Source organism: Clostridium budayi, from assembly GCF_055396605.1.
In genome coordinates this window covers 62,157-82,512 of sequence record NZ_AP042456.1, presented here as the reverse complement: position 1 = coordinate 82,512, position 20,356 = coordinate 62,157, and the positions used below count along the sequence as shown (strand labels likewise).

Below are 20,356 nucleotides of genomic sequence, written 5' to 3'. Positions count from 1 at the left end.
CTACTAAATAGGCAATATATGTCTACTTAGTAGGTATTCTTGTTTATCTATGATTAATAAAAATTAGTTATCTTTTCTATATTTATATTATATCAATAAATTTTATATAAAAAACTACTTTAAATTAAGATTAATGGAATATGTATGAAATGTTTACAAAGTAATATATTTATTAACTTATTACATAAATTGAACGTGAATGCTAAAAGTATATGGCAAATAATTATGGAAAAAGATATAATTAAATCAGTTTAAAAATTATTTAATACAAGGGGTTGTACAAAATGAACAATAGAAATGAAATAAAAAATGCAAAAAGAATAGTTATAAAGGTTGGAACATCTACCTTAACTTATAGTAATGGAAATATTAATTTAACTAGAATTGAAAAATTAGCTAGAGTTATTTCAGATTTAATGAATTCAGGCAAAGAAGTTGTGCTTGTAACATCAGGAGCAATTGGTGTTGGAAGTAGCAAGCTAAAGCTTAAAGAAAAACCCCAAAGTATTAGAGAAAAACAAGCAGTGGCAGCTATAGGACAATGTGAACTTATGCATATATATAGTAAGTTCTTTGGAGAATATAGTCATACAGTAGGACAAGTATTGCTTACAAGAGATGTTGTAGAAGATGATCATATTAGAAATAATGTATGTAATACATTCAATACATTATTAGAAATGGGCGTAGTTCCAATAGTAAATGAAAATGATACAGTATCAATTGATGAAATAGAGAATATAGTTAAGTTTGGAGATAATGATAACTTATCAGCTATAGTATCATGGCTTAGTAGTGCAGATCTTCTTATAATACTTTCAGATATAGATGGATTTTATGATAAGAATCCAAGAGAATATAATGATGCAAAACTTTTATCAGAAGTTAGTGAAATAACAGAAGAATTAGAAAATGCAGCAGGTGGTGCAGGAACAAACTTTGGAACAGGTGGAATGATAACAAAGCTTGCAGCAGCAAAAACAGCCAATAAAAATGGAGTAAATATGATTCTTGCAAATGGGGAAGATCCAAGTATTTTATTGAATATATTAAATGGTGAAAATATAGGAACTTTATTTATAAAGGGTAAAGGAGAGAATTAAAATGGGAGAATTAATAACAAAAGGTCAAAATGCTAAAGAAGCATCATACATTTTATCAAATTTAAGTACTACTAGAAAAAATGAAGCATTAGAAAGTATGGCTAAAAAACTTTTAGAAAAAAGTGATTATATAATAGGTGAAAATAAAAAAGACTTAGAAGAAGCAAAACTTAAAGGTATGAGTGAATCTATGCTTGATAGACTATCTTTAAATGAAGATAGAATAAAAGGTATGGCAGATGGATTAAGAGATGTAATAAATCTTAATGATCCAGTTGGAGAAGTTTTAGGAATGTGGAATAGACCAAATGGACTTCAAATAGGTCAAAAAAGAGTTCCACTTGGAGTTATAGGGATAATATATGAAGCAAGACCAAACGTTACATGTGATGCGGCAGGACTTTGCTTAAAGACTGGTAATGCAGTTATTTTAAGAGGTGGAAAAGAAGCTATAAATTCTAATATAGCAATAATAGAAACTTTAAGAGAAGGTCTTAAAGAGGCAAATGTTCCAGAAGATGCAGTTCAACTTATATATGACACAAGAAGAGAAATAGCAACTGAAATGATGAGATTAAATGATTATATAGATGTATTAATTCCAAGAGGTGGAGCAGGTCTTATAAAAGCAGTAGTTCAAAATGCAACAGTTCCAGTAATAGAGACAGGTACAGGAAATTGTCATATATATATAGATTCAGAATGTGATATAGATATGGCAAAAGACATTGTAGTTAATGCTAAAACATCAAGACCATCAGTATGTAATGCAGCAGAAAGCTTAGTTATACATGAAGCTATTGCAAATGAAGCACTTCCTATAATAGCAAATGCATTAAAAGAAAAAGGCGTTATATTAAAGGGAGATAAGAAGTCTATTGAAATAGTAGATTATATAGAAGAAGCTACAGAAGAAGATTACTACACTGAGTTTTTAGATTATATTATGAGTGTAAAAATAGTTAAAGATATTGATGAAGCTATAAATCATATCAATAAACATAACACAGGACACTCAGAGGCTATAGTAACAAAGAATTATGATAGTTCACAAAAGTTTATGCAAAGAGTGGATGCAGCAGCTGTTTATGTAAATGCATCAACTAGATTTACTGATGGAGCAGAATTTGGATTTGGGGCGGAAATTGGAATAAGCACTCAGAAGCTCCATGCAAGAGGTCCTATGGGACTTAAAGAACTTACAACAACTAAGTATATAATTTTCGGAAATGGGCAAATAAGAGAATAGTATATGAAATATAGGTATTAAACTCAAGCAAGGAGGAATTTTCATGAGATTAACTACAAAAAAGTTCAATGAATTAACTTTAAAAGAGCTTTACATGATCTCTAGGGAAAGATTTGAAGTATTTGTATGTGAGCAGAAAATAACATGTGAAAATGAATTTGATAATAGAGATGAAGAGTGCATTCATATATATATCCAAGAAGGTGAGAAATTCGTAGGATATCTTAGAATATTACCTAAAGGATTAGAATATGATGATGCTCCTGCAATTGGAAGAGTCCTTATTACTAAGGAATTCAGAAAAATGGGTATAGGAAAAATCATGTTAAGAGCTGCAATAAGATATATCAAAGAGAATTTTGATAGCAATATAATAAAGCTTTCATCACAAGAGTATGTTAAGAGTCTTTATGAATCAGTTGGATTTAAAGTATCTTCAGATATTTATGATGAAGCTGGGATTCCTCATGTTGAGATGACATATACTATAGAATAGAAAAAGACTCGGGAGCGATGAACCCGAGTCTTTTTTTAATATTAAAATAGTAAGCATAGGTCAGCTCTAATACTAGTAACTGCCTTTTACTAAATAAATTATCTGAATATTCAAATAAATTATACTATAAATTAAAGATAAAATCAAATTATATATTATTATACTATGCTATATGGCAAAATATGTTATAATAAATTTGGGTTTTACTATAATAAAATAGGGAGAGTGTAAGGGGTATGTTAAGTAAAAATGGAAAGAGAATAATAGCTTCAATGCTTGTAGTTGGTTCATTTTTCACAACATTATTAGTGGGCTGTGGAAAGGAAAAAGAAGTAGAAACAAAGCCTGAAGCTAAAGGTTTTCAATGGGAAGTAAAAAAAGATGATAAAAAGATGTATCTTATAGGAACAATGCATCCAATAAATACAGACTATGAGTATTTTTCATCAAATGTAAATAAGATTATGGAAGAAACAGATGTGCTTGGAGTAGAAGTAGATTTAACTCAAGAAGAAGTATTAAAAGCGAATGCAGATGGTGTTTATACTGGATCAGCAACAATTGAGGACGAGCTTAACGATAAACAAATAGAGAACTTAAAATCAATTTGTAAAGAATCTGGAATAGAGTATGATAAATTAAAAGTCTTAAAGCCTCATATGATAGTTAATAATCTACAAGCAGTTTTATATAATAGAGCAGAATTATCAATGGATACTTTTGATAATATGCTTATAGAAAAGACTAAAAATGATAAAAAGAAAGTAGTTCAATTAGAAAGTATGGAGTTTCAAATGAAACTTTTAGATAAGATAAATGGTATAAATTCATTAAAACAATTATTAGATCAGCATAAAGATGGAAAGTTTATTGAAAGTGGAAAAGAAGTTATAGACTATTCTAAAGGATTAATGGAAGGTTACGCTAAAGGTGATTCTAAAGTTATGGAAGATGCAATAAAACTTCAAAAAGAAAATCCTGAAAGTTATAAGGCTATGATAAAAGATAGAAATGATGAAATGGTTAAAAAGATTGAAGGATACTTTAAGGAAGATAAGACTTATACAATAGCTGTTGGAGCATTACATTTCTTTGGTGATGATGGAATAGTTAAATTGATGGAGAACAAAGGTTATACAGTTACTAGAATGGAATAAGTTAAAAGGTGATTCTTTTAAGAATCACCTTTTTTATGTAAAATTTTATTTTTTAATTTCTAGTAGATAATATAATAGAAATAAAACGCCTTAAATGTTAGAATTATGAAAAGAAATGTGTTTAGCAATTTATATATGAAATATATGGAGTGAATTTAAAATATGATTAATAAATCTTATACTCTAATAACTGGAGGAACTAAAGGAATAGGATTAGAACTTGCAAGGTTATTTGCAAAAGATAAAAATAATTTAATTATAGTAGCAAGGAAAGAGGAAGAACTTAAAAGGGTAAAAGAAGAATTAGAAAAAGAGTATGGAATAGATGTGGAAATCTTAAGTTTAGATCTTGCTGTGGATAAATCTGTAGGAAAACTTATAGAATTTGTGGAAGAAAAAAAACTCATTGTGGATAACTTAATTAACAATGCTGGGGTTGGAAGTTTTGGATATTTTGATGAAGTAGATGAGAATAAAGACTTAAATTTAATAGATATAAATATTGTAGCTCTTACGAAATTAATTAAATATTTTCTTCCTAAAATGAAATCAAAAAGACATGGTGGAATTTTAAATGTAGCATCAACAGCCGCTTTTGTTGGAGGTCCTAAGATGAGCACTTATTATTCTTCAAAGGCCTATGTACTTACATTATCAGAAGCATTATATGAGGAAGGAAAAGAGTTTGGAGTTAATGTATGTTGCCTTTGTCCGGGACCAGTAAAAACAGGTTTTCAAGAAAGTGCAGGGATAGTTAAATCAGAGAAAGCTAAAAAATATTTAATGGATGCAAAAGATGTTGCAAAGGAAGGGTATGAAGGTTTTAAAAAAGGCAAAGCAATAATAATACCTGGATTTAAAAATAAGCTTATGATTATAGCCACAAAGATAGTTCCAAGAAGTATAATAAGAAAAATAATTTTAAGTACAAATAAATAAGGGGATGAGTATATTGGGAATTTTTAATGGGTACATTTTAGTTTCAGATATGGATGGGACTTTAATAAATAGTGAGAGAAAGATTTCAAAAGATGATAGAGATGCTATAGAATACTTTACTCAAAACGGTGGTTTATTTACTATAGCTACAGGAAGAATGCTTCCTTCAGCAAATAGATTTGCAAATGATTTAAATCTTAGTCTTCCAATAATACTTTACAACGGAAGTAAAGTTTATGATTATTCAAAGAATGAGGTAGTTTTAGAATATTCATTAGAGGAAGAAAGAAAAGAAGTAATAAATAAATTACTTCAAGATAGAGACGACATAGGGATTGAAGTATATTCAGAGGAGACTATATACATATTTAAATCTTGCAAATATACAGATAGATTCACAAAGCTTGGTTATGATGTAATCTATAATATAGATGAAGATGTGTGGAATAAGAAATGGACCAAGATTTTAATTGTAGGTGATAAGGATACAATTGATTATTTAGAAGAAAATTTTAAAGAAAAATATGATAGTGAAATACCAATAAGAAGTGGAGACAAATACTTAGAAGTTGTTCCTAAATATACGTCTAAAGGTCAAGCACTTAAAGACCTTATAAAGGAATATAAATTAGATAAATTTAAGTTAGTGACTGTGGGAGATAATATGAATGATAAGGAGCTTATAGAAGAAGCTCATTATGGATTTGTAGTTAGAAATGGCAATAAAAGATTATTAAAATTAGCAAAATATACAGCTCCAAGTAATAACGACAATCCAATAAGCTATATAGTAAAATTTATAGAAAATAATATTATATAAAAAAACCTCTCTAGAAATAGAGAGGTTTTTAATTAAATTAAACCATTATCAACTAAGAACTGATGTGCAACTTCTTCAGGGGATTTACCAAGCTCATCTACTTGATAATTTAAGTCTATCATAGTCTTTTCATCTATCTTACCAGCTAATGAATTAAGAACATCTTTAAGTTCAGGATGGTTTTCTAAAGTTTTATTATTAACTAAAGGTACAGCGTTATAAGGTGAAAAGAATCCTTTATCATCTTCTAATACCTTAAGATTAAATTTCTTTAAAAGACCATCTGTTGAGAATGCATCAACAACTTGAGATTCGTTGTTTGATAATGCTGAATATCTAAGACTTCCGTCCATAGCTTTAACATTTTTAAAGTTCATATTATAAGTTTTAGATAATCCAACTAAGCCATCTTCTCTGTTCTCAAATTCTATAGTTGGAGATAGAGTGAAATCTTTACTATGCTTAGCTAAATCAGATAATGTATTTATATTATATTTTTTAGCAACATCAGGCATCATAGCCAATGTATAAGTGTTATTAAATCCAATTGGATCTAATAAAGTTAATCCATATTTAGTATTCATAACATCTTTTATATGCTCAAAAGATTTTTCTTTATCTTTAATTGGTTGCTCTTTCATAACACTTAGTAAAAGAGTACCAGTATAATCTGCATACATATCTAAGTCACCAGACTGAACTGCTCCAAATGCAACTGATGTACCTCCAAGATTAAGCTTTCTTTGAACATTTAGGTCAGTTTTAGCTTCAACTAAGTCAGCGTACATATTTCCAAGTATAAGTTGTTCTGTAAAGTTTTTTGAACCTATAGTTATTGTATCTTTCTTATTTGAAAATAATGAACTAAATGTAGTAAATAGTACTAATATAGCAGCTATAACTCCGATAACTTTAAGTGCTATAAGATTTTTTCTTGGAGCAGTAGGATTTAATCCTTTTGGAGTAACAGCAGTTTCAATTTTACCGAATATAAAATCTACGATTAAAGCTAATATACAAGCAGGGATAGCACCTGCAAGTATCATACTGTTATTAACAGTTTGAACTCCTGAGAATACTAAGTAACCAAGACCGCCAGCACCGATAAATGCAGCAAGTGTCATAAGACCTACAGCAGTAACAGCTGAAATTCTAACACCAGCCATAATTATTGGAAGCGCAAGTGGTAACTGAATTCTAAATAGTGTTTGGTTTCTAGTAAGTCCAATACCTTTAGCTGATTCTAAAATTACTGGATCTATACTCGTAAGTCCTGTATAAGTATTTTTAACAATAGGGAGTAATGAATATATTACAACCATAAATATTGCAGGTGTACTACCTATACCAAGTAATGGGATAAGTAAACCAAGTAATGCCATTGAAGGTACAGCTTGTATTAAATTTACGAAACCAATTATAGGCTTTCTAAGGAATTTTACCCTAGATACAATTATTCCAAGCGGAACACCAACTAATATAGCAATTAATATAGCAGTGAGTGTCAATGAAATGTGTTGCATTAAAAGATCTAGTATTTGACTTTTCTGAGAAACTACAAAATTAAAGAAATTATCCAAGGACAGTCACCTCCATCTCAAGGAATTGTTCACTTAACACTGAAAGTAAACTACTTCTAGTTATTAAACCAACTAGTTTATTAGATGAATTAGTAACTGGAATATATCCTACTGAATGTTCATTCATAACAGCAAGTATATCTACTAAGTTATCATCTTCATTTACAGAAAGAGGTTCTATACTCATAACTTTTTCTAATGGTGTAGATTTATCATGAGTAGATTTTATATCTTTTACTGTAACAATTCCTTTTAATAAATTGTCCTTATCAACGACTAAAAGACTATCTACCTTACTACTTCTCATTATTTCAATACCTTGAAGTATATTTCTTTTTCCTTTAACAGCAACCGGATCTTTAATCATAATATCTTTAGCCTTAATAAATTCTGGATTATTCCAAACTCTATCAGAGCCAATAAAATCTCTAACAAAATCATTTGCAGGATTTCTTAAGATATTTTCAGGGGTATCGTATTGAGCTACCTTACCGTCTTTCATAATACATATTTTATCAGCGATTTTTAATGCTTCGTCCATATCGTGAGTAACAAATATTATTGTCTTTTTTAATTCTTCTTGAAGAGAAAATAACTCTTCTTGAAGTGAAGTACGAGTAATCGGGTCTAATGCACTAAAAGGCTCATCCATTAATATTATTTCAGCATCAGTTGCAAATGCTCTTGCAACACCAACTCTTTGTTGCTGACCTCCACTAAGTTCTGATGGATATTTATTTAAATACGTCTCAGGATTAAGTCCTACCATATTTAAAAGATCAATAGTTGTTTTTTCAATATCTTTAATAGACTTTTCCTTTTTAAGTCTAGGAATAAGTTCTATATTTTCTTTTATAGTTAGGTGAGGGAATAACCCTGTATTTTGTATTACATAACCAATTTTTCTTCTTAAGTTTATTGTATTTTCTTTAGATAATGGTTTATCATCAATAAATATTTCACCTGATGTTGGAGTAATTAACTTATTTATAAGTTTAAGTGTAGTTGTTTTACCGCATCCACTAGAACCTATTAAAACAACTAAACTACCACTCTCAATAGTAAGTGAAATATTATCTAATATTGTTCTATTACCGAGTTTCTTTGATACGTTTTTTATTTCTATCACAAAATTTCCTCCTTTTCGACAACTGACAACCTATTAATTAATTTTAAGTTGTTAGTAGGTAGTATATCATTAAATTTTATAAATTTCAAATTAATTTAATAAAAAATTGAAGTTTACAGTATATAGTATCTAAGAAATTCGAGGTTTTATTATAAAAATTAATAATTTAAATAAAAAAAGAAGACTATTAAAAAAATAGCCTTCTTTTAGTCTAATTAAGCTCTAAATACAACTTCTTCTTTAGAGAACATATATTTAGCACATAATACTGCTAAAATAACATATGCCACATGCCATGCAAATACTATTCCTATATGAGTTGGATTAAATACACCAGCCATAACTTCTTTCATTAATGCAACAGAATTTGCAACAGGAATATTAAATATTAACATTGATGTATTTTTGGCATCCATAAATACTGGAACGTATGAAAGTATCATAAATGGAGTAATTAAGCCTGATAAATAAGTACCTGCTTCTTTTACTGATTTTGCATATACACTTACACAAGTTTCAAGTGAACATATAGCAACTAATAAAAGTAATGAAATTAAAAGTATAAATGAAAAACTAGCTGGCGTAAGTGATAGTGAGAAGCCATCTTCTAGACCAGGTAACTTTTGCATTGCAAAATACATTGATCCTAGACTTAATATTAGAGCAATTGCAGATACTATACTCATAGCAACTATTTTACCCCAAAGAAGAGAATTTCTATTACATGAAGTTGATAGTAATGGTTCTAAAGTATTTCTTTCTTTTTCTCCAGCACCAAGGTCAGCTGCGATTGCAAGAGTTGGAGAAATCATAAGAATTATTATAAGTGATGGTATCATATTCATAAATCCAGCAGCCATAGGATTAATATCACCTTCACTTACTCCAGATTTAACTGTAACTTCAAATGGTTTAAGTATATCCGGATTAATATGTGCAGCAGTTAGTTTATCAGCTACAATTTTATCTGAAAGACCATTAAATAAATGTTCTACAAAGTTAGAAGCAACAGATGAATTATTAGAACTTTCATCAACTAACATTTGGACATCAACTTTTTTACCTTCAGCTATTTGCTTATCAAAATCTTTTGGAATATCTATTATAAGTTGGATATTACCATCTTTTAATTCCTTACTTGGATCTTCAACATCTTTTATAGTTATATTTTCTTGTGATTTTAAAATATTGTTTATACTAGAATTTTTATCACCTTTAACAGCTATATTTATATTTTCTGTAGCTTTCTTTGATGTATCTTCCATACCTTTAAACATAACATTAAATATTAGTGGGAAAACTAAAATAGGAAGTAAAATTGAAAAGATTATAGTTTTTCTATCACGGAATATATCTTTAAGTTCTTTCTTAAAAACAATTAGAAAATTATTCATGGTTTCCACCTCCAATTAAAGATACGAATACTTCTTCGAGGTCATCATTATTGTATTTTTCTTTAAGATCATCTATTGAACAATCTTCTAAAAGTTTTCCTTTGTTTATAATAACAACTCTATCACAAAGTTTTTCAACTTCTCTCATAGAGTGACTTGAAAATAGAATTGTTTTATTTTCTTTTTTACAGTCAAGAATAAAATCTTGTATAGTTCTTGCTGCTGTTACATCAAGACCTGTACTAGGCTCATCAAATAACATTACACTTGGACTATGGACAATAGAGCGTGCTATTGAAACCTTTTGCTTCATCCCCCTAGAGAATTTAGATACCTTTTTATCTATATATTCTTCCATATTAAATTTTTTAGCTAGCTCATCAATTCTAACATCAGCATCTTTATCTGACATTCCATACAGATTAGCAAAGTATTTTATATTTTCTCTAGCTGTTAGTCTATCATATAGTCCAACATCCCCTCCGAAAAGAATTCCTATTTCATTTCTTACTTTAATAGGTTCTTTATCAGCAGAAAAATTATTTACTACTGCTTCTCCAGATGTAATTTTTAACATAGTTGATATCATTCTAAGTGTTGTTGTCTTACCTGCTCCATTTTCACCAAGAAGTCCAACTATTTCTCCGGGATTAACCTTAAAGGAAACATCATTAACTACAGTTGATTTTTTAAATTTTTTAGTTAAATTTTTAATTTCTAACATAATACCCCCTAAATACCTCTCCATTATTTGAATTTAAATAAATTTATAGCATATATAGCATGTAATATATTACCATAAAACTATCTTTTAATAAATAATAACATTAAAGATAAAATCTGTAAATAGTAATAAAAAACTTTTTATGTAGTAACCATATAAATTTAAAAAAGTAATTAATATCTAAAAGTGAAAATTTCTTGACATACAAATTCCAATAAACTACAATATTAAAAAAGAATAAATTTTAAGGTTAATATACACTTTAAATTGGTCCCGTGAGGCCAGAAAGGAGTATGCAACTATGTTATCTATAAGTAATAGAAGAATCATAGCTTTGTTTTTAAGGATAATTTTAAATAATAAACATACGAGGATGATTAAGAGAGCAATTTAAAGTATTGTGGTCTCTTTATTATCCTTTTTTTATAAACTTTTTATCTTTAATAAAGTGTATTTTTAGCTTAAATATAAAAGTTAAAAATTTTAAGGAGGGCTCAGCATGAAAGCGAAGCTTATATTAGAAAATGGCATGATTTTTGAAGGAAAATCTTTCGGCTACTTAGGAGAAAGTGTTGGAGAAGTAGTATTCACAACAGGAATGACAGGATATCAAGAAGTTTTAACAGATCCATCTTATCATGGACAAATAGTAACAATGACATATCCTCTAATAGGGAATTATGGAATAAATCTTGATGATATGGAATCAAATAAACCACAGGTTAAAGGTTTCATAGTTAGAGAAAAATGTAATATACCAAATAATTTCAGATGTGAAATGAATTTAGATGATTACTTAAAACAAAATAAAGTTGTTGGAATAGAAGGCATAGATACAAGAGCATTAACAAAAATATTAAGAAACAATGGAACAATGAAAGGAATAATAACATTAGATCATTCAGAGCTTTCAGAAGTAAAAAAAGAGATAGAAGCATTTTCAAATAAAGATGCAGTAAGCAATGTAACTACAGACAAAATATATGAAATAGATGGCGAAGGAAAACATGTGGCAATAATAGATTATGGAATAAAAAGTAATATATTAAATTGCTTTAAAAAGAGAGGCTGCAAGATTACTGTATTCCCATCAAATGTTACAGCAGAAGAAGTGCTTAATATAAATCCAGACTTAGTATTCTTATCAAATGGACCAGGAGATCCAGAGGATTTAGAAACAGAAATAGAAAACATTAAAAAGATAATAGGAAAGAAACCTATAGTAGGAATTTGTTTAGGACATCAACTTTTAGCATTAAGCTTAGGTGGAAGCACAACTAAATTAAAATTCGGACATAGAGGATGTAATCATCCAGTAAAAGACTTAGAAACAGGAAGAGTTCATATAACATCACAAAATCATGGATATGTAGTAAACGAAGTTCCAGAAGATGTTGAAATAACTCATATAAATATAAATGATGGAACAGTTGAAGGGTTAAAGCATAAGACAATGCCAGTATACTCAGTTCAATTCCACCCAGAGGCGTCAGCAGGGCCAAAGGATTCTGAATACATTTTTGATAGATTTTTAAGTTATGCACTATAGGATTTTAGGAGGGTTTATATATGCCATTAAATAAGGATATAAAAAAAGTTTTAGTTATAGGATCAGGACCAATAGTTATAGGACAAGCAGCTGAATTCGATTATTCAGGAACTCAAGCTTGTGAAGCACTAAAAGAAGAAGGGCTTGAAGTTGTATTAATAAATTCAAATCCAGCAACAATAATGACTGATAAGGAAGTTGCAGATAAAGTTTACTTAGAACCATTAACATTAGAATTTGTAGAAAAAGTAATAGCAAAAGAAAGACCAGATAGTTTACTTGCAGGAATGGGAGGTCAAACAGGATTAAATCTTGCAGTAGAACTATACGAAAGTGGAATTTTAGATAAATATAATGTAAAAGTAATAGGAACATCTATCGAATCTATAAAAGAAGGTGAAGATAGAGAATTATTTAGAGACATGATGAACAGAATAAATGAACCAGTTATACAAAGTGAAATTGTAACTGATTTTGAAGCTGGAATGAAGTTCGCAGAGAAAATAGGTTATCCTGTTATAGTTAGACCAGCATACACTTTAGGGGGAACTGGTGGAGGAATAGCTGAGAACAAAGAAGAACTTAGCGAAATCTTAAAATCAGGTCTTCAATTAAGCTCAATAGGTCAAGTGCTTCTTGAGAAATCAGTTAAAGGATGGAAAGAAGTAGAATATGAAGTTATGAGAGATTCATATGGAAACTGTATAACAGTATGTAATATGGAAAACATAGATCCAGTTGGAATACATACAGGTGACAGTATAGTTGTTGCACCATCTCAAACATTATCAGATAAAGAATATCAAATGCTTAGAACTGCATCAATAAATATCATAAATGCAGTAGGAATTGAAGGAGGATGTAACGTACAGTTTGCCCTTAATCCAGAAAGTTTCGAATATGCAGTAATAGAAATAAACCCAAGAGTTTCAAGATCATCTGCATTAGCATCAAAGGCAACTGGATATCCAATAGCAAAACTTGCAGCAAAAATATCTTTAGGATATGGCTTAGATGAAATAAAGAATGCAGTAACTCAAAAAACTTATGCATGCTTTGAACCTAGCTTAGACTATGTAGTATGCAAAATTCCAAAGTGGCCATTTGATAAATTCTTTGGTGCAGATAGAGCACTTGGAACAAAGATGATGGCAACAGGGGAAGTTATGGCGATTGGTTCTAACTTTGAACAAGCATTCCTAAAAGGAATAAGAAGTTTAGAAATAGGAAGATACTCATTAGACTTTAAGAAATTTAGAGATTTAAGCATAAGAGAACTAAAAGAAAGAGTTGTAACTCCTGATGATGAAAGAATATTTGCTCTAGCAGAAATGCTTAGAAGAGATTATAGAGTTGATAAAGTATCAAAAATAACTGGAATAGATGAATTCTTTGTTGAGAAAATCAAGTGGATTGTTGAAGAAGAACAAAGACTAAAATTAAGCAAAGTCGAAGACTTAGATAAAGAATGGCTTCTAAATTTAAAGAAAAAAGGATTCTCAGATAAGGCTATAGCAGACTTCTTAAATATAAGCCCTGAGGATGTAAATAGATTAAGAGATATATGGAATATCAAGCCGGTATATAAAATGGTTGATACATGTGCAGGTGAATTTGAAGCATTATCACCATATTATTATTCAACATATGATGAGTATGATGAAGTTAATATAACTAAGGATAGAAAGAAGATTATAGTTATAGGATCAGGTCCAATTAGAATAGGACAAGGAATTGAGTTTGACTATGCTTCAGTTCATTGTGTAAAAGCATTAAAGGGTATGGATATAGAAACAATTATAATAAATAATAACCCAGAGACAGTAAGTACAGACTTTGATATATCAGATAAATTATACTTTGAACCATTAACTGAAGAAGATGTACTAAATATAATTGAAAAAGAAAATCCAGATGGAGTTATACTTCAATTTGGTGGTCAAACAGCAATCAAACTTGCTAACTTCTTAAAGGAAAAAGGAATAAATACTTTAGGAACAACAGCAGATCAAATTGATATGGCTGAAGATAGAGAAAAGTTTGATGAACTACTTGAAAGACTTGGAGTTTCAAGACCTAAGGGAAAAGGTGTATGGTCACTTGAAGAAGGATTAGAAGAGGCTAGAAGACTTGGATTCCCAGTACTAGTTAGACCTTCATATGTACTTGGAGGACAAGGTATGGAAATAACTCATGATGAAGAGGAATTAACATACTACTTAAAGAATGCTTTCTTAAAAGATACAAAAAATCCAATACTTATAGATAAGTATTTAATGGGAAGAGAAATAGAAGTTGATGCGATATCTGATGGAGAAGATATATTAATACCAGGTATAATGGAACACTTAGAAAGAGCAGGGGTTCACTCTGGAGATAGTGTAACTATGTACCCAAGTCAAAATATTTCACAAAATATTAAAGAGAAAGTATTAGATTATACTAAGAAGTTAGCATTAGCTATAGGAATAAAAGGTATGATTAACATACAATTTATAGAGTTTGAAGGTAAGCTTTATGTAATAGAAGTTAATCCAAGAGCATCAAGAACTGTGCCATATATAAGTAAAGTATCAGGAGTTCCAATAGTAGACATTGCTACAAAGACAATGCTTGGATATAAGTTAAGAGATTTAGGATACGGCGTAGATGTATACAAAGAACCAGAATTAGTATCAGTAAAAGTACCAGTATTCTCAACTCAAAAGCTTCCAAATGTAGAAGTTTCTTTAGGACCAGAAATGAGATCAACAGGAGAAGTTTTAGGAGTTGGAAGAAATGTTCATGAAGCTTTATATAAAGGTTTCTTAGCAGCTAGTATGTTCCCTGGAATGGAAAAGGGGAAAATACTTGCTACAGTTAAAAAGCATGACAAGAAAGAATTCTTACCAATGGCAATAGAGCTTTCAAAACTTGGATATAAGTTTGTATCAACTGAAGGTACATGCAAGCTTTTAAGAGAAAATGGAGTAGATGCTGAAGAAGTAAGAAAATTAAATGAAGAAGAACCAAACATATTAGATGTTGTTAAAAATAAAGAGGTTGACCTTGTAATTAATACTCCAACAAAGGGAAATGATTCAAAAAGAGATGGATTCTTAATAAGAAGAGCCGCTGTAGAGAGAAATATAGGTGTTATAACAGCACTTGATACTTTAAAGGCTATAATAGATGTAAAGAAAGAACACTTTGAAAATAACGAAGATTTAGAGATATTTAATATAGCAGAAATTTAATAAAAAAATAGGTGCTTATAGGCACCTATTTTTTATTTAACTTTAAATATTCATATTAAATTTCGTAAAAATCTCATTAGTAATTAATATGAATAAAAGTTAAAAATTACATTTATATTTTGTATTTATAAAGATGAATTAAAAATAATTTTAAAAAAGATGCATATAAAAAATCACATGACATATATTGTTAACATAAGAAAAAAATATGTTGACATACGAACCTATGTTCGATAAAATGAGTTTAGACAAACGGATGTTCGTATAAAAGGAGTGTTATTTATGCAATCAAAATCAAATGTTTTTGTTAAATTAAATTATAAGAGTATTAGTGAAAGTAAAAGTTTAATAATAGATAGACCAGGAGATTTTAGACATTCAGATAAATATTTAATGTGTGCAGGAAAGTATGATAAAAATGGATGGACTATAGTATTTAGAGCAAAGAATTTTGAAGAAGCTCAAGATATAGTAAATAATAATCCTTTTATACATAACAAAGGATATTCAGCTAGTGTTTACACTAATTAAGCCGTTTGCAACAAAAAAGGATACAATAATTTATTAATGTATCCTTATAACAAACAAATTAATTTACATTAAATTTCTTTATAAATTTAGCTGCATACTTAAACTTATAGTTAGAATTATTGATTAATTTTATAGTAGGTCTTAATAATGAGGTATTATGAATTTTAGGATTAGTTTTTAAAATGTCTGGGTTTATTGGAATCAAAGATTTATCTTTAAGATTTGAACTAATCATTTTAGAGAATGTTTTAGATAAAACTTCATCAAAAGTTGAATTGATATTCAAATTTATATAATTTAATGCCTCATCGTCACTTAAAGGAGTCCTATAAGACCTGTTAGATGTTAAGGCATCATAAACATCTGCAATTGATACTATTTTAGAGAGGATACCGATTTCATTGTTTTTTAAACTATTAGGATATCCTGTACCATTTATACGTTCATGGTGCTCAAGACATATTCTTAAAGCCTTGTTAGAAATTCCTAGATTTTTCAGTATTAAATAATTATAACCCTTCTGAGTATGCCCTTTCATTATTTCAAATTCTTCTGTAGTTAATGGACCATTCTTTGATAAAATAGAAGATGGAACAAATAGTTTACCAATATCGTGAAGTAGTGCACCTACAAATAATTCCTTTAAATCTTTAATATTTAAATTTAATGATATTCCAAGAGCTAACGAAAAAGTAGCAACGCTTACGGAATGTTTATATGTATATTCATCCTTATTCTTTAATTCTAATAGAGCAAATAAAATTAAATCATTATCTATTAACTCGTCCAATATATTTTCTGAAAGAATAGATATTATTTTATAATCTTCAAATATATCGTTTAATACTATATTAAGCCTATTTCGTATATACGGAACTATAGAAAATGTTACATCTATTGGAATAACCCCCATTACCCACACCTCAAATAATAATTAATCATTTAATAAGATTATACTACATCTATATGTATAATTCTACAATTAATGTTAAAATTTTTACTAATTAGAAATATATACATTAAAGTGGGAGATGTTGGATAAATATGGTATAATATAATCTGACTTAAAGGGGGAAAAGTATGCAAACAAAAATAAAAAACTATTTTAATGGTTTAGAAAAAAGGGATTATAAAAAATCTCTTATATATTAAATTTATTTTTAAATCCTGCTAATTATAGCGTAGTATATTGTATAAAAGCTATTATATTAGTAGTGCTTTTTATTTTAGGTTTAAAATTTATAAAGAAAAAGTTTAAGAAAAAATCTTTAGTATACATACTATACGTAATGTTAAGTAGTATAGTTTCAGTATATGTACTAACTGGTTTTTCTAAAAATATATTATTTGATGTAAGGTTCGTTTCGATATTATATATTGCAATATTTATATTAGGGTTCTATTGGATTATGACTTATAATAAATTCAATAGTTTTACACGTGTTTTAATAGGTATATTTGTACTATTATTTTTCACAGACCAGTGTTATATAGGATACTTTAATTCATTCTTTGGGGAAGGAACAATGATTTCATTTACTTTCCTAACAATAGGATCATTTTTACGATTAATAGAGAAAGAAGTTCCTAGAAAGAGAGATTTTATTATATTCCTTATATCATCATTTGGATTAATAACATCAAAAACTCAAATGTTACCTTTATTATTATTCCTTATACTAGTTTATATAGCTTTATACGTATATTATAAAGGGTTCAGAAAGTTAGTCATAACTTTAAGTGTTTGTATAGTTGCTATTGGAGTGATACAGTATTTTTCAATAGGAGATCATACAAATAAAAATAATATATATCAAGCTGTCTTTACTGGAGTGACTAAAGATTCACCTAATCCAGAAGAAGATTTAATTGAACTTGGAATAAATCCTAAGTTTGCAGCTAATGCGGGATCTGCTTTTTATGATCCAGATTTAAAATATGAACCATTAGGTGATGAAATGCTTAATGAATTTTATCCTAATGTATCATTTGTTAAAGTATTAAAGTTTTACTTAAAACATTATGATAGAGCTTATGAGAAATTTAAAGTATCAGCAGAAAATGCTTATAGATTTTACGATGTTTCACAATCAGATTTCGTAAAAGGTTGTAAATGGGAAGGGAAGAAAATCAATTCACTTAGAACAGATTTAATTTCTAAATATCCAGAAGTTCATAAGAATTTTTATATATTCTTTATGTTCTCTTTAATATATTTAATAACTCTTGGATATTACTTCTTTAAGAGCAAGAAAAGAGAAACAAAGCTCTTAACAGTATTTTTATTATATATTTTAGCATCAGGAGCTTCACAACTTGTATTACCTGTAATAGGTTCAGGAGAAGCTGATTTTGGTAAACATTTATTTGGATTAAACTTATATTATGATGTACTTATAGGTACAGCCATAGCATTTATAGGATGTAAAATATCACAAGCATTTAAATATAAAAAATAAAAATAAGCTGACCAGTATCCTATGATACTAGTCAGCTTTTTTAGTAAGAAAATATTATAAGTCTAAAAGGTTTTTTTCGTATGTTGAATATAATTCTCTTAATATAGTCATTTTTTCTTCAATTTCTAAATAAAGTTTAGAAGCTAGCTTATAATCTCCATCTTTAAATGCATTTTTTGTTCTAGTAAATAAGCACTTACTATTAAATGTATCTTTCATTAAATAATATCTTAATTTATTTATTTCGTTCCAATTTGATATATCTAAATCTTGTGCTTTATCAAGAGCGTGAAGAACTCTATAACCTCTTATTTGGTTAGAGTAGTTATTCATTACTCTATGTTCTATTTCTGTTGCCCATCTTTCCATAGCAGCAATTTTAAAGCTTTCTATTATTTGATCTGTAAATGATGGATTTCTTTGTAGTATTGAAAGTTTATCCTTGAAAGTTTCAAGTTGTGATAAATTTTCATAAACAGTAGCTGGTGCTTTTCCGAAGTATTCATTTCTTTCTTCTTCAGTGAAGTGCTCAAATACATCTTCTTCACTTCTATAAGCTCTACTATCTTCAAGATATTCAGCATGTTCACCAGGTTTCTTAGATAATTCTTTTAATAAATCATCCATTGATTTTTTTGAGTTTCCAGCATATAAGATACCGTCTAACATAGCTAAGTATGATACAGAGATTGCTATATAAGTATTTGTATGTGGATTTGGTGATCTAAGTTCGAATCTAGTTGCCATAGGGCTTTCAAAATCTCTTATTAATCCAATAAGAACTGTTCTATTTCTTGAAGGATTATCAGGAGTTAAACCTAATGAAGTTACAGTACAAACTGGTGCTTCAAATCCTGGTTTTAATCTTTTAAGAGCATTATTTGTTGAAGATATAAATGGATTCATAACTTCATAATTATTAAGCATTCCCATAATAGCTCCATACCCTAGTTCACTTAAGAAGTGTTCTTTAGGAACGTGGAATAGGTTAACTCTTTTTCCGTTCTTTAATTTAACGCTAACACCTAAGTGTATATGCATTCCTGATCCTGCAACACCATCAATTGGTTTTGCCATGAAAGTAACTTCAAGTCCATTTCTTCTAAATACTTCTTGTATAAGTATTCTAACGAAAAGTTCATTATCAGCAGCTTGTAGTGCAGAAGAGAATTTCCAGTCAACTTCAAGTTGCTCTGTTATGTGATTGAACTTACCTGTGCTTTCAAGTTTAGCTTTGATTCCACCTACTTCTTTGTGTCCCATTTCAGGTTCAAAACCATATTTGTCCATAAGTACTAGAGTTTGTTCTAAGGCAGTTCTAACATTACCTTTAGTTCTAGTCCAATAATGTTCATGTAATACTTGAGAAGTTGATAATTCTTCAATTTCAGCAGTATCATTTGGTGTCTTAACCCAAAATTCTAATTCAGTAGCTGATGTAAGAATTATATCTTCTATATCATCTTTTTTAATATTGAAAACTTCTAATAATTTAGGGTTTTTATCTAGGATATCCCATAGGGAATCTTTAAAGGTTTGAACTGAAGATTTTAATAAAAATCTTGAATCAACTGCGACACCATCATGGTAAAGGAAGCAAGGTATTCTAAGTGTACCTATAGGTCTGTTTGTTTCTTCATCTATATTATCGTAATTATAGTCTACGAACCAGTTACAATCTAAGTCTGCAACCATATCTACTTTAGCGTTATTTAAAGTTGCAATTCCTGGTAGTACAACAGAAGAACCATCTGTCTGAACGGCAACACCGCCTAAAAATGAGTCTAAATCTTCTAAAAATAGTTTAGTAGGGATTTTTTCATCAGTGTCATTTCCTGATAAGTCTATTCCGACTAAAGATACAAATTTGATCTGAGTATTTTCTGATAGTATATCTACTATATCCTTTTTGTTGTGATTGTTGCTTGGTATTGTGTAAATTAAATCATTAATCATAAAATCACCCTAGACATATGGCTTGTACATCTAG

General features: G+C 28.9%; 16 protein-coding genes. 10 read left to right on the top strand and 6 right to left on the bottom strand.

The annotated features are described in order from the left end of the window. Positions 1-284: 284 nt before the first annotated feature. The 6 genes from proB to ACZ5TJ_RS00350 all read left to right on the top strand — a co-directional run bounded on the left by proB (position 285) and on the right by ACZ5TJ_RS00350 (position 5,764). Positions 285-1,103 carry a glutamate 5-kinase gene (gene proB / locus ACZ5TJ_RS00375; protein ID WP_464200635.1) on the top strand — a complete coding sequence of 273 codons (819 nt, stop codon included), beginning with the start codon at positions 285-287 and terminating at the stop codon, positions 1,101-1,103. Between the two features lies 1 nt (position 1,104). Then, positions 1,105-2,352 carry a glutamate-5-semialdehyde dehydrogenase gene (locus ACZ5TJ_RS00370; protein ID WP_464200634.1) on the top strand — a complete coding sequence of 416 codons (1,248 nt, stop codon included), beginning with the start codon at positions 1,105-1,107 and terminating at the stop codon, positions 2,350-2,352. A gap of 43 nt (positions 2,353-2,395) precedes the next feature. Further along, positions 2,396-2,848 (top strand): GNAT family N-acetyltransferase, encoded by a 453-nt coding sequence (locus ACZ5TJ_RS00365; RefSeq protein ID WP_464200633.1) that lies wholly within the window; start codon positions 2,396-2,398, stop codon positions 2,846-2,848. 236 nt (positions 2,849-3,084) lie between these two features. Beyond that, positions 3,085-4,005 (top strand): TraB/GumN family protein, encoded by a 921-nt coding sequence (locus tag ACZ5TJ_RS00360; RefSeq protein ID WP_464200632.1) that lies wholly within the window; start codon positions 3,085-3,087, stop codon positions 4,003-4,005. A gap of 162 nt (positions 4,006-4,167) precedes the next feature. Further along, a complete protein-coding gene (locus ACZ5TJ_RS00355; protein WP_464200631.1) occupies positions 4,168-4,944 on the top strand; it encodes an SDR family NAD(P)-dependent oxidoreductase in 777 nt (258 codons plus the stop codon). 13 nt (positions 4,945-4,957) lie between these two features. Next, positions 4,958-5,764, top strand: coding sequence for an HAD family hydrolase (locus tag ACZ5TJ_RS00350; RefSeq protein WP_464200630.1), 807 nt, complete (start codon positions 4,958-4,960; stop codon positions 5,762-5,764). Between the two features lie 32 nt (positions 5,765-5,796). Here ACZ5TJ_RS00350 and ACZ5TJ_RS00345 read toward each other — a convergent pair whose 3' ends face one another. The 4 genes from ACZ5TJ_RS00345 to ACZ5TJ_RS00330 form a co-directional block, all read right to left on the bottom strand. After that, positions 5,797-7,344 carry an ABC transporter permease/substrate-binding protein gene (locus ACZ5TJ_RS00345; protein ID WP_054200593.1) on the bottom strand — a complete coding sequence of 516 codons (1,548 nt, stop codon included), beginning with the start codon at positions 7,342-7,344 and terminating at the stop codon, positions 5,797-5,799. Further along, complete coding sequence (locus tag ACZ5TJ_RS00340) at positions 7,337-8,473, bottom strand: ABC transporter ATP-binding protein (RefSeq protein ID WP_045725082.1); 1,137 nt, start codon at positions 8,471-8,473, stop codon at positions 7,337-7,339. The genes ACZ5TJ_RS00345 and ACZ5TJ_RS00340 overlap by 8 nt, the downstream gene beginning before the upstream one ends. Positions 8,474-8,688: 215 nt before the next feature. Further along, the gene (locus ACZ5TJ_RS00335) at positions 8,689-9,867 is read right to left on the bottom strand and encodes an ABC transporter permease (protein WP_338586852.1); all 1,179 of its coding nucleotides are present in this window, start codon (positions 9,865-9,867) and stop codon (positions 8,689-8,691) included. Beyond that, positions 9,860-10,591 (bottom strand): ABC transporter ATP-binding protein, encoded by a 732-nt coding sequence (locus ACZ5TJ_RS00330; protein ID WP_464200629.1) that lies wholly within the window; start codon positions 10,589-10,591, stop codon positions 9,860-9,862. The genes ACZ5TJ_RS00335 and ACZ5TJ_RS00330 overlap by 8 nt, the downstream gene beginning before the upstream one ends. A gap of 499 nt (positions 10,592-11,090) precedes the next feature. Between ACZ5TJ_RS00330 and carA the strand changes: the two genes are divergently transcribed. From carA to ACZ5TJ_RS00315, 3 genes are all read left to right on the top strand, one after another. After that, positions 11,091-12,140 carry a glutamine-hydrolyzing carbamoyl-phosphate synthase small subunit gene (gene carA / locus ACZ5TJ_RS00325; protein ID WP_464200628.1) on the top strand — a complete coding sequence of 350 codons (1,050 nt, stop codon included), beginning with the start codon at positions 11,091-11,093 and terminating at the stop codon, positions 12,138-12,140. A 20-nt stretch (positions 12,141-12,160) separates the two neighbouring features. After that, positions 12,161-15,376, top strand: coding sequence for a carbamoyl-phosphate synthase large subunit (gene carB / locus ACZ5TJ_RS00320; RefSeq protein WP_464200626.1), 3,216 nt, complete (start codon positions 12,161-12,163; stop codon positions 15,374-15,376). A gap of 282 nt (positions 15,377-15,658) precedes the next feature. Then, the gene (locus tag ACZ5TJ_RS00315; RefSeq protein WP_464200625.1) at positions 15,659-15,907 is read left to right on the top strand and encodes a hypothetical protein; all 249 of its coding nucleotides are present in this window, start codon (positions 15,659-15,661) and stop codon (positions 15,905-15,907) included. 58 nt (positions 15,908-15,965) lie between these two features. Here the strand turns inward: ACZ5TJ_RS00315 and ACZ5TJ_RS00310 are convergent, their stop codons facing one another. Continuing rightward, complete coding sequence (locus ACZ5TJ_RS00310) at positions 15,966-16,820, bottom strand: HD-GYP domain-containing protein (protein ID WP_464200624.1); 855 nt, start codon at positions 16,818-16,820, stop codon at positions 15,966-15,968. 376 nt (positions 16,821-17,196) lie between these two features. On the opposite strand from ACZ5TJ_RS00310, the gene wsfD reads away from it, so the two are divergent. Continuing rightward, on the top strand, positions 17,197-18,366 hold the full coding sequence (gene wsfD, locus ACZ5TJ_RS00305; RefSeq protein ID WP_464202234.1) for a glycan biosynthesis hexose transferase WsfD: 1,170 nt from the start codon (positions 17,197-17,199) through the stop codon (positions 18,364-18,366). 54 nt (positions 18,367-18,420) lie between these two features. Here the strand turns inward: wsfD and ACZ5TJ_RS00300 are convergent, their stop codons facing one another. Beyond that, the gene (locus ACZ5TJ_RS00300; protein WP_464200623.1) at positions 18,421-20,322 is read right to left on the bottom strand and encodes a type I glutamate--ammonia ligase; all 1,902 of its coding nucleotides are present in this window, start codon (positions 20,320-20,322) and stop codon (positions 18,421-18,423) included. Positions 20,323-20,356: the final 34 nt, after the last annotated feature.

Excerpts from the sequence above, each read along its gene's own strand:
- proB (WP_464200635.1), top strand. The coding sequence starts at position 285 with ATGAACAATAGAAATGAAATAAAAAATGCAAAAAGAATAGTTATAAAG.
- ACZ5TJ_RS00370 (WP_464200634.1), top strand. The coding sequence starts at position 1,105 with ATGGGAGAATTAATAACAAAAGGTCAAAATGCTAAAGAAGCATCATAC.
- ACZ5TJ_RS00365 (WP_464200633.1), top strand. The coding sequence starts at position 2,396 with ATGAGATTAACTACAAAAAAGTTCAATGAATTAACTTTAAAAGAGCTT.
- ACZ5TJ_RS00360 (WP_464200632.1), top strand. The coding sequence starts at position 3,085 with ATGTTAAGTAAAAATGGAAAGAGAATAATAGCTTCAATGCTTGTAGTT.
- ACZ5TJ_RS00355 (WP_464200631.1), top strand. The coding sequence starts at position 4,168 with ATGATTAATAAATCTTATACTCTAATAACTGGAGGAACTAAAGGAATA.
- ACZ5TJ_RS00335 (WP_338586852.1), bottom strand. The coding sequence starts at position 9,867 with ATGAATAATTTTCTAATTGTTTTTAAGAAAGAACTTAAAGATATATTC.
- ACZ5TJ_RS00330 (WP_464200629.1), bottom strand. The coding sequence starts at position 10,591 with ATGTTAGAAATTAAAAATTTAACTAAAAAATTTAAAAAATCAACTGTA.
- carA (WP_464200628.1), top strand. The coding sequence starts at position 11,091 with ATGAAAGCGAAGCTTATATTAGAAAATGGCATGATTTTTGAAGGAAAA.
- carB (WP_464200626.1), top strand. The coding sequence starts at position 12,161 with ATGCCATTAAATAAGGATATAAAAAAAGTTTTAGTTATAGGATCAGGA.
- ACZ5TJ_RS00315 (WP_464200625.1), top strand. The coding sequence starts at position 15,659 with ATGCAATCAAAATCAAATGTTTTTGTTAAATTAAATTATAAGAGTATT.
- ACZ5TJ_RS00310 (WP_464200624.1), bottom strand. The coding sequence starts at position 16,820 with ATGGGGGTTATTCCAATAGATGTAACATTTTCTATAGTTCCGTATATA.
- wsfD (WP_464202234.1), top strand. The coding sequence starts at position 17,197 with ATGTTAAGTAGTATAGTTTCAGTATATGTACTAACTGGTTTTTCTAAA.
- ACZ5TJ_RS00300 (WP_464200623.1), bottom strand. The coding sequence starts at position 20,322 with ATGATTAATGATTTAATTTACACAATACCAAGCAACAATCACAACAAA.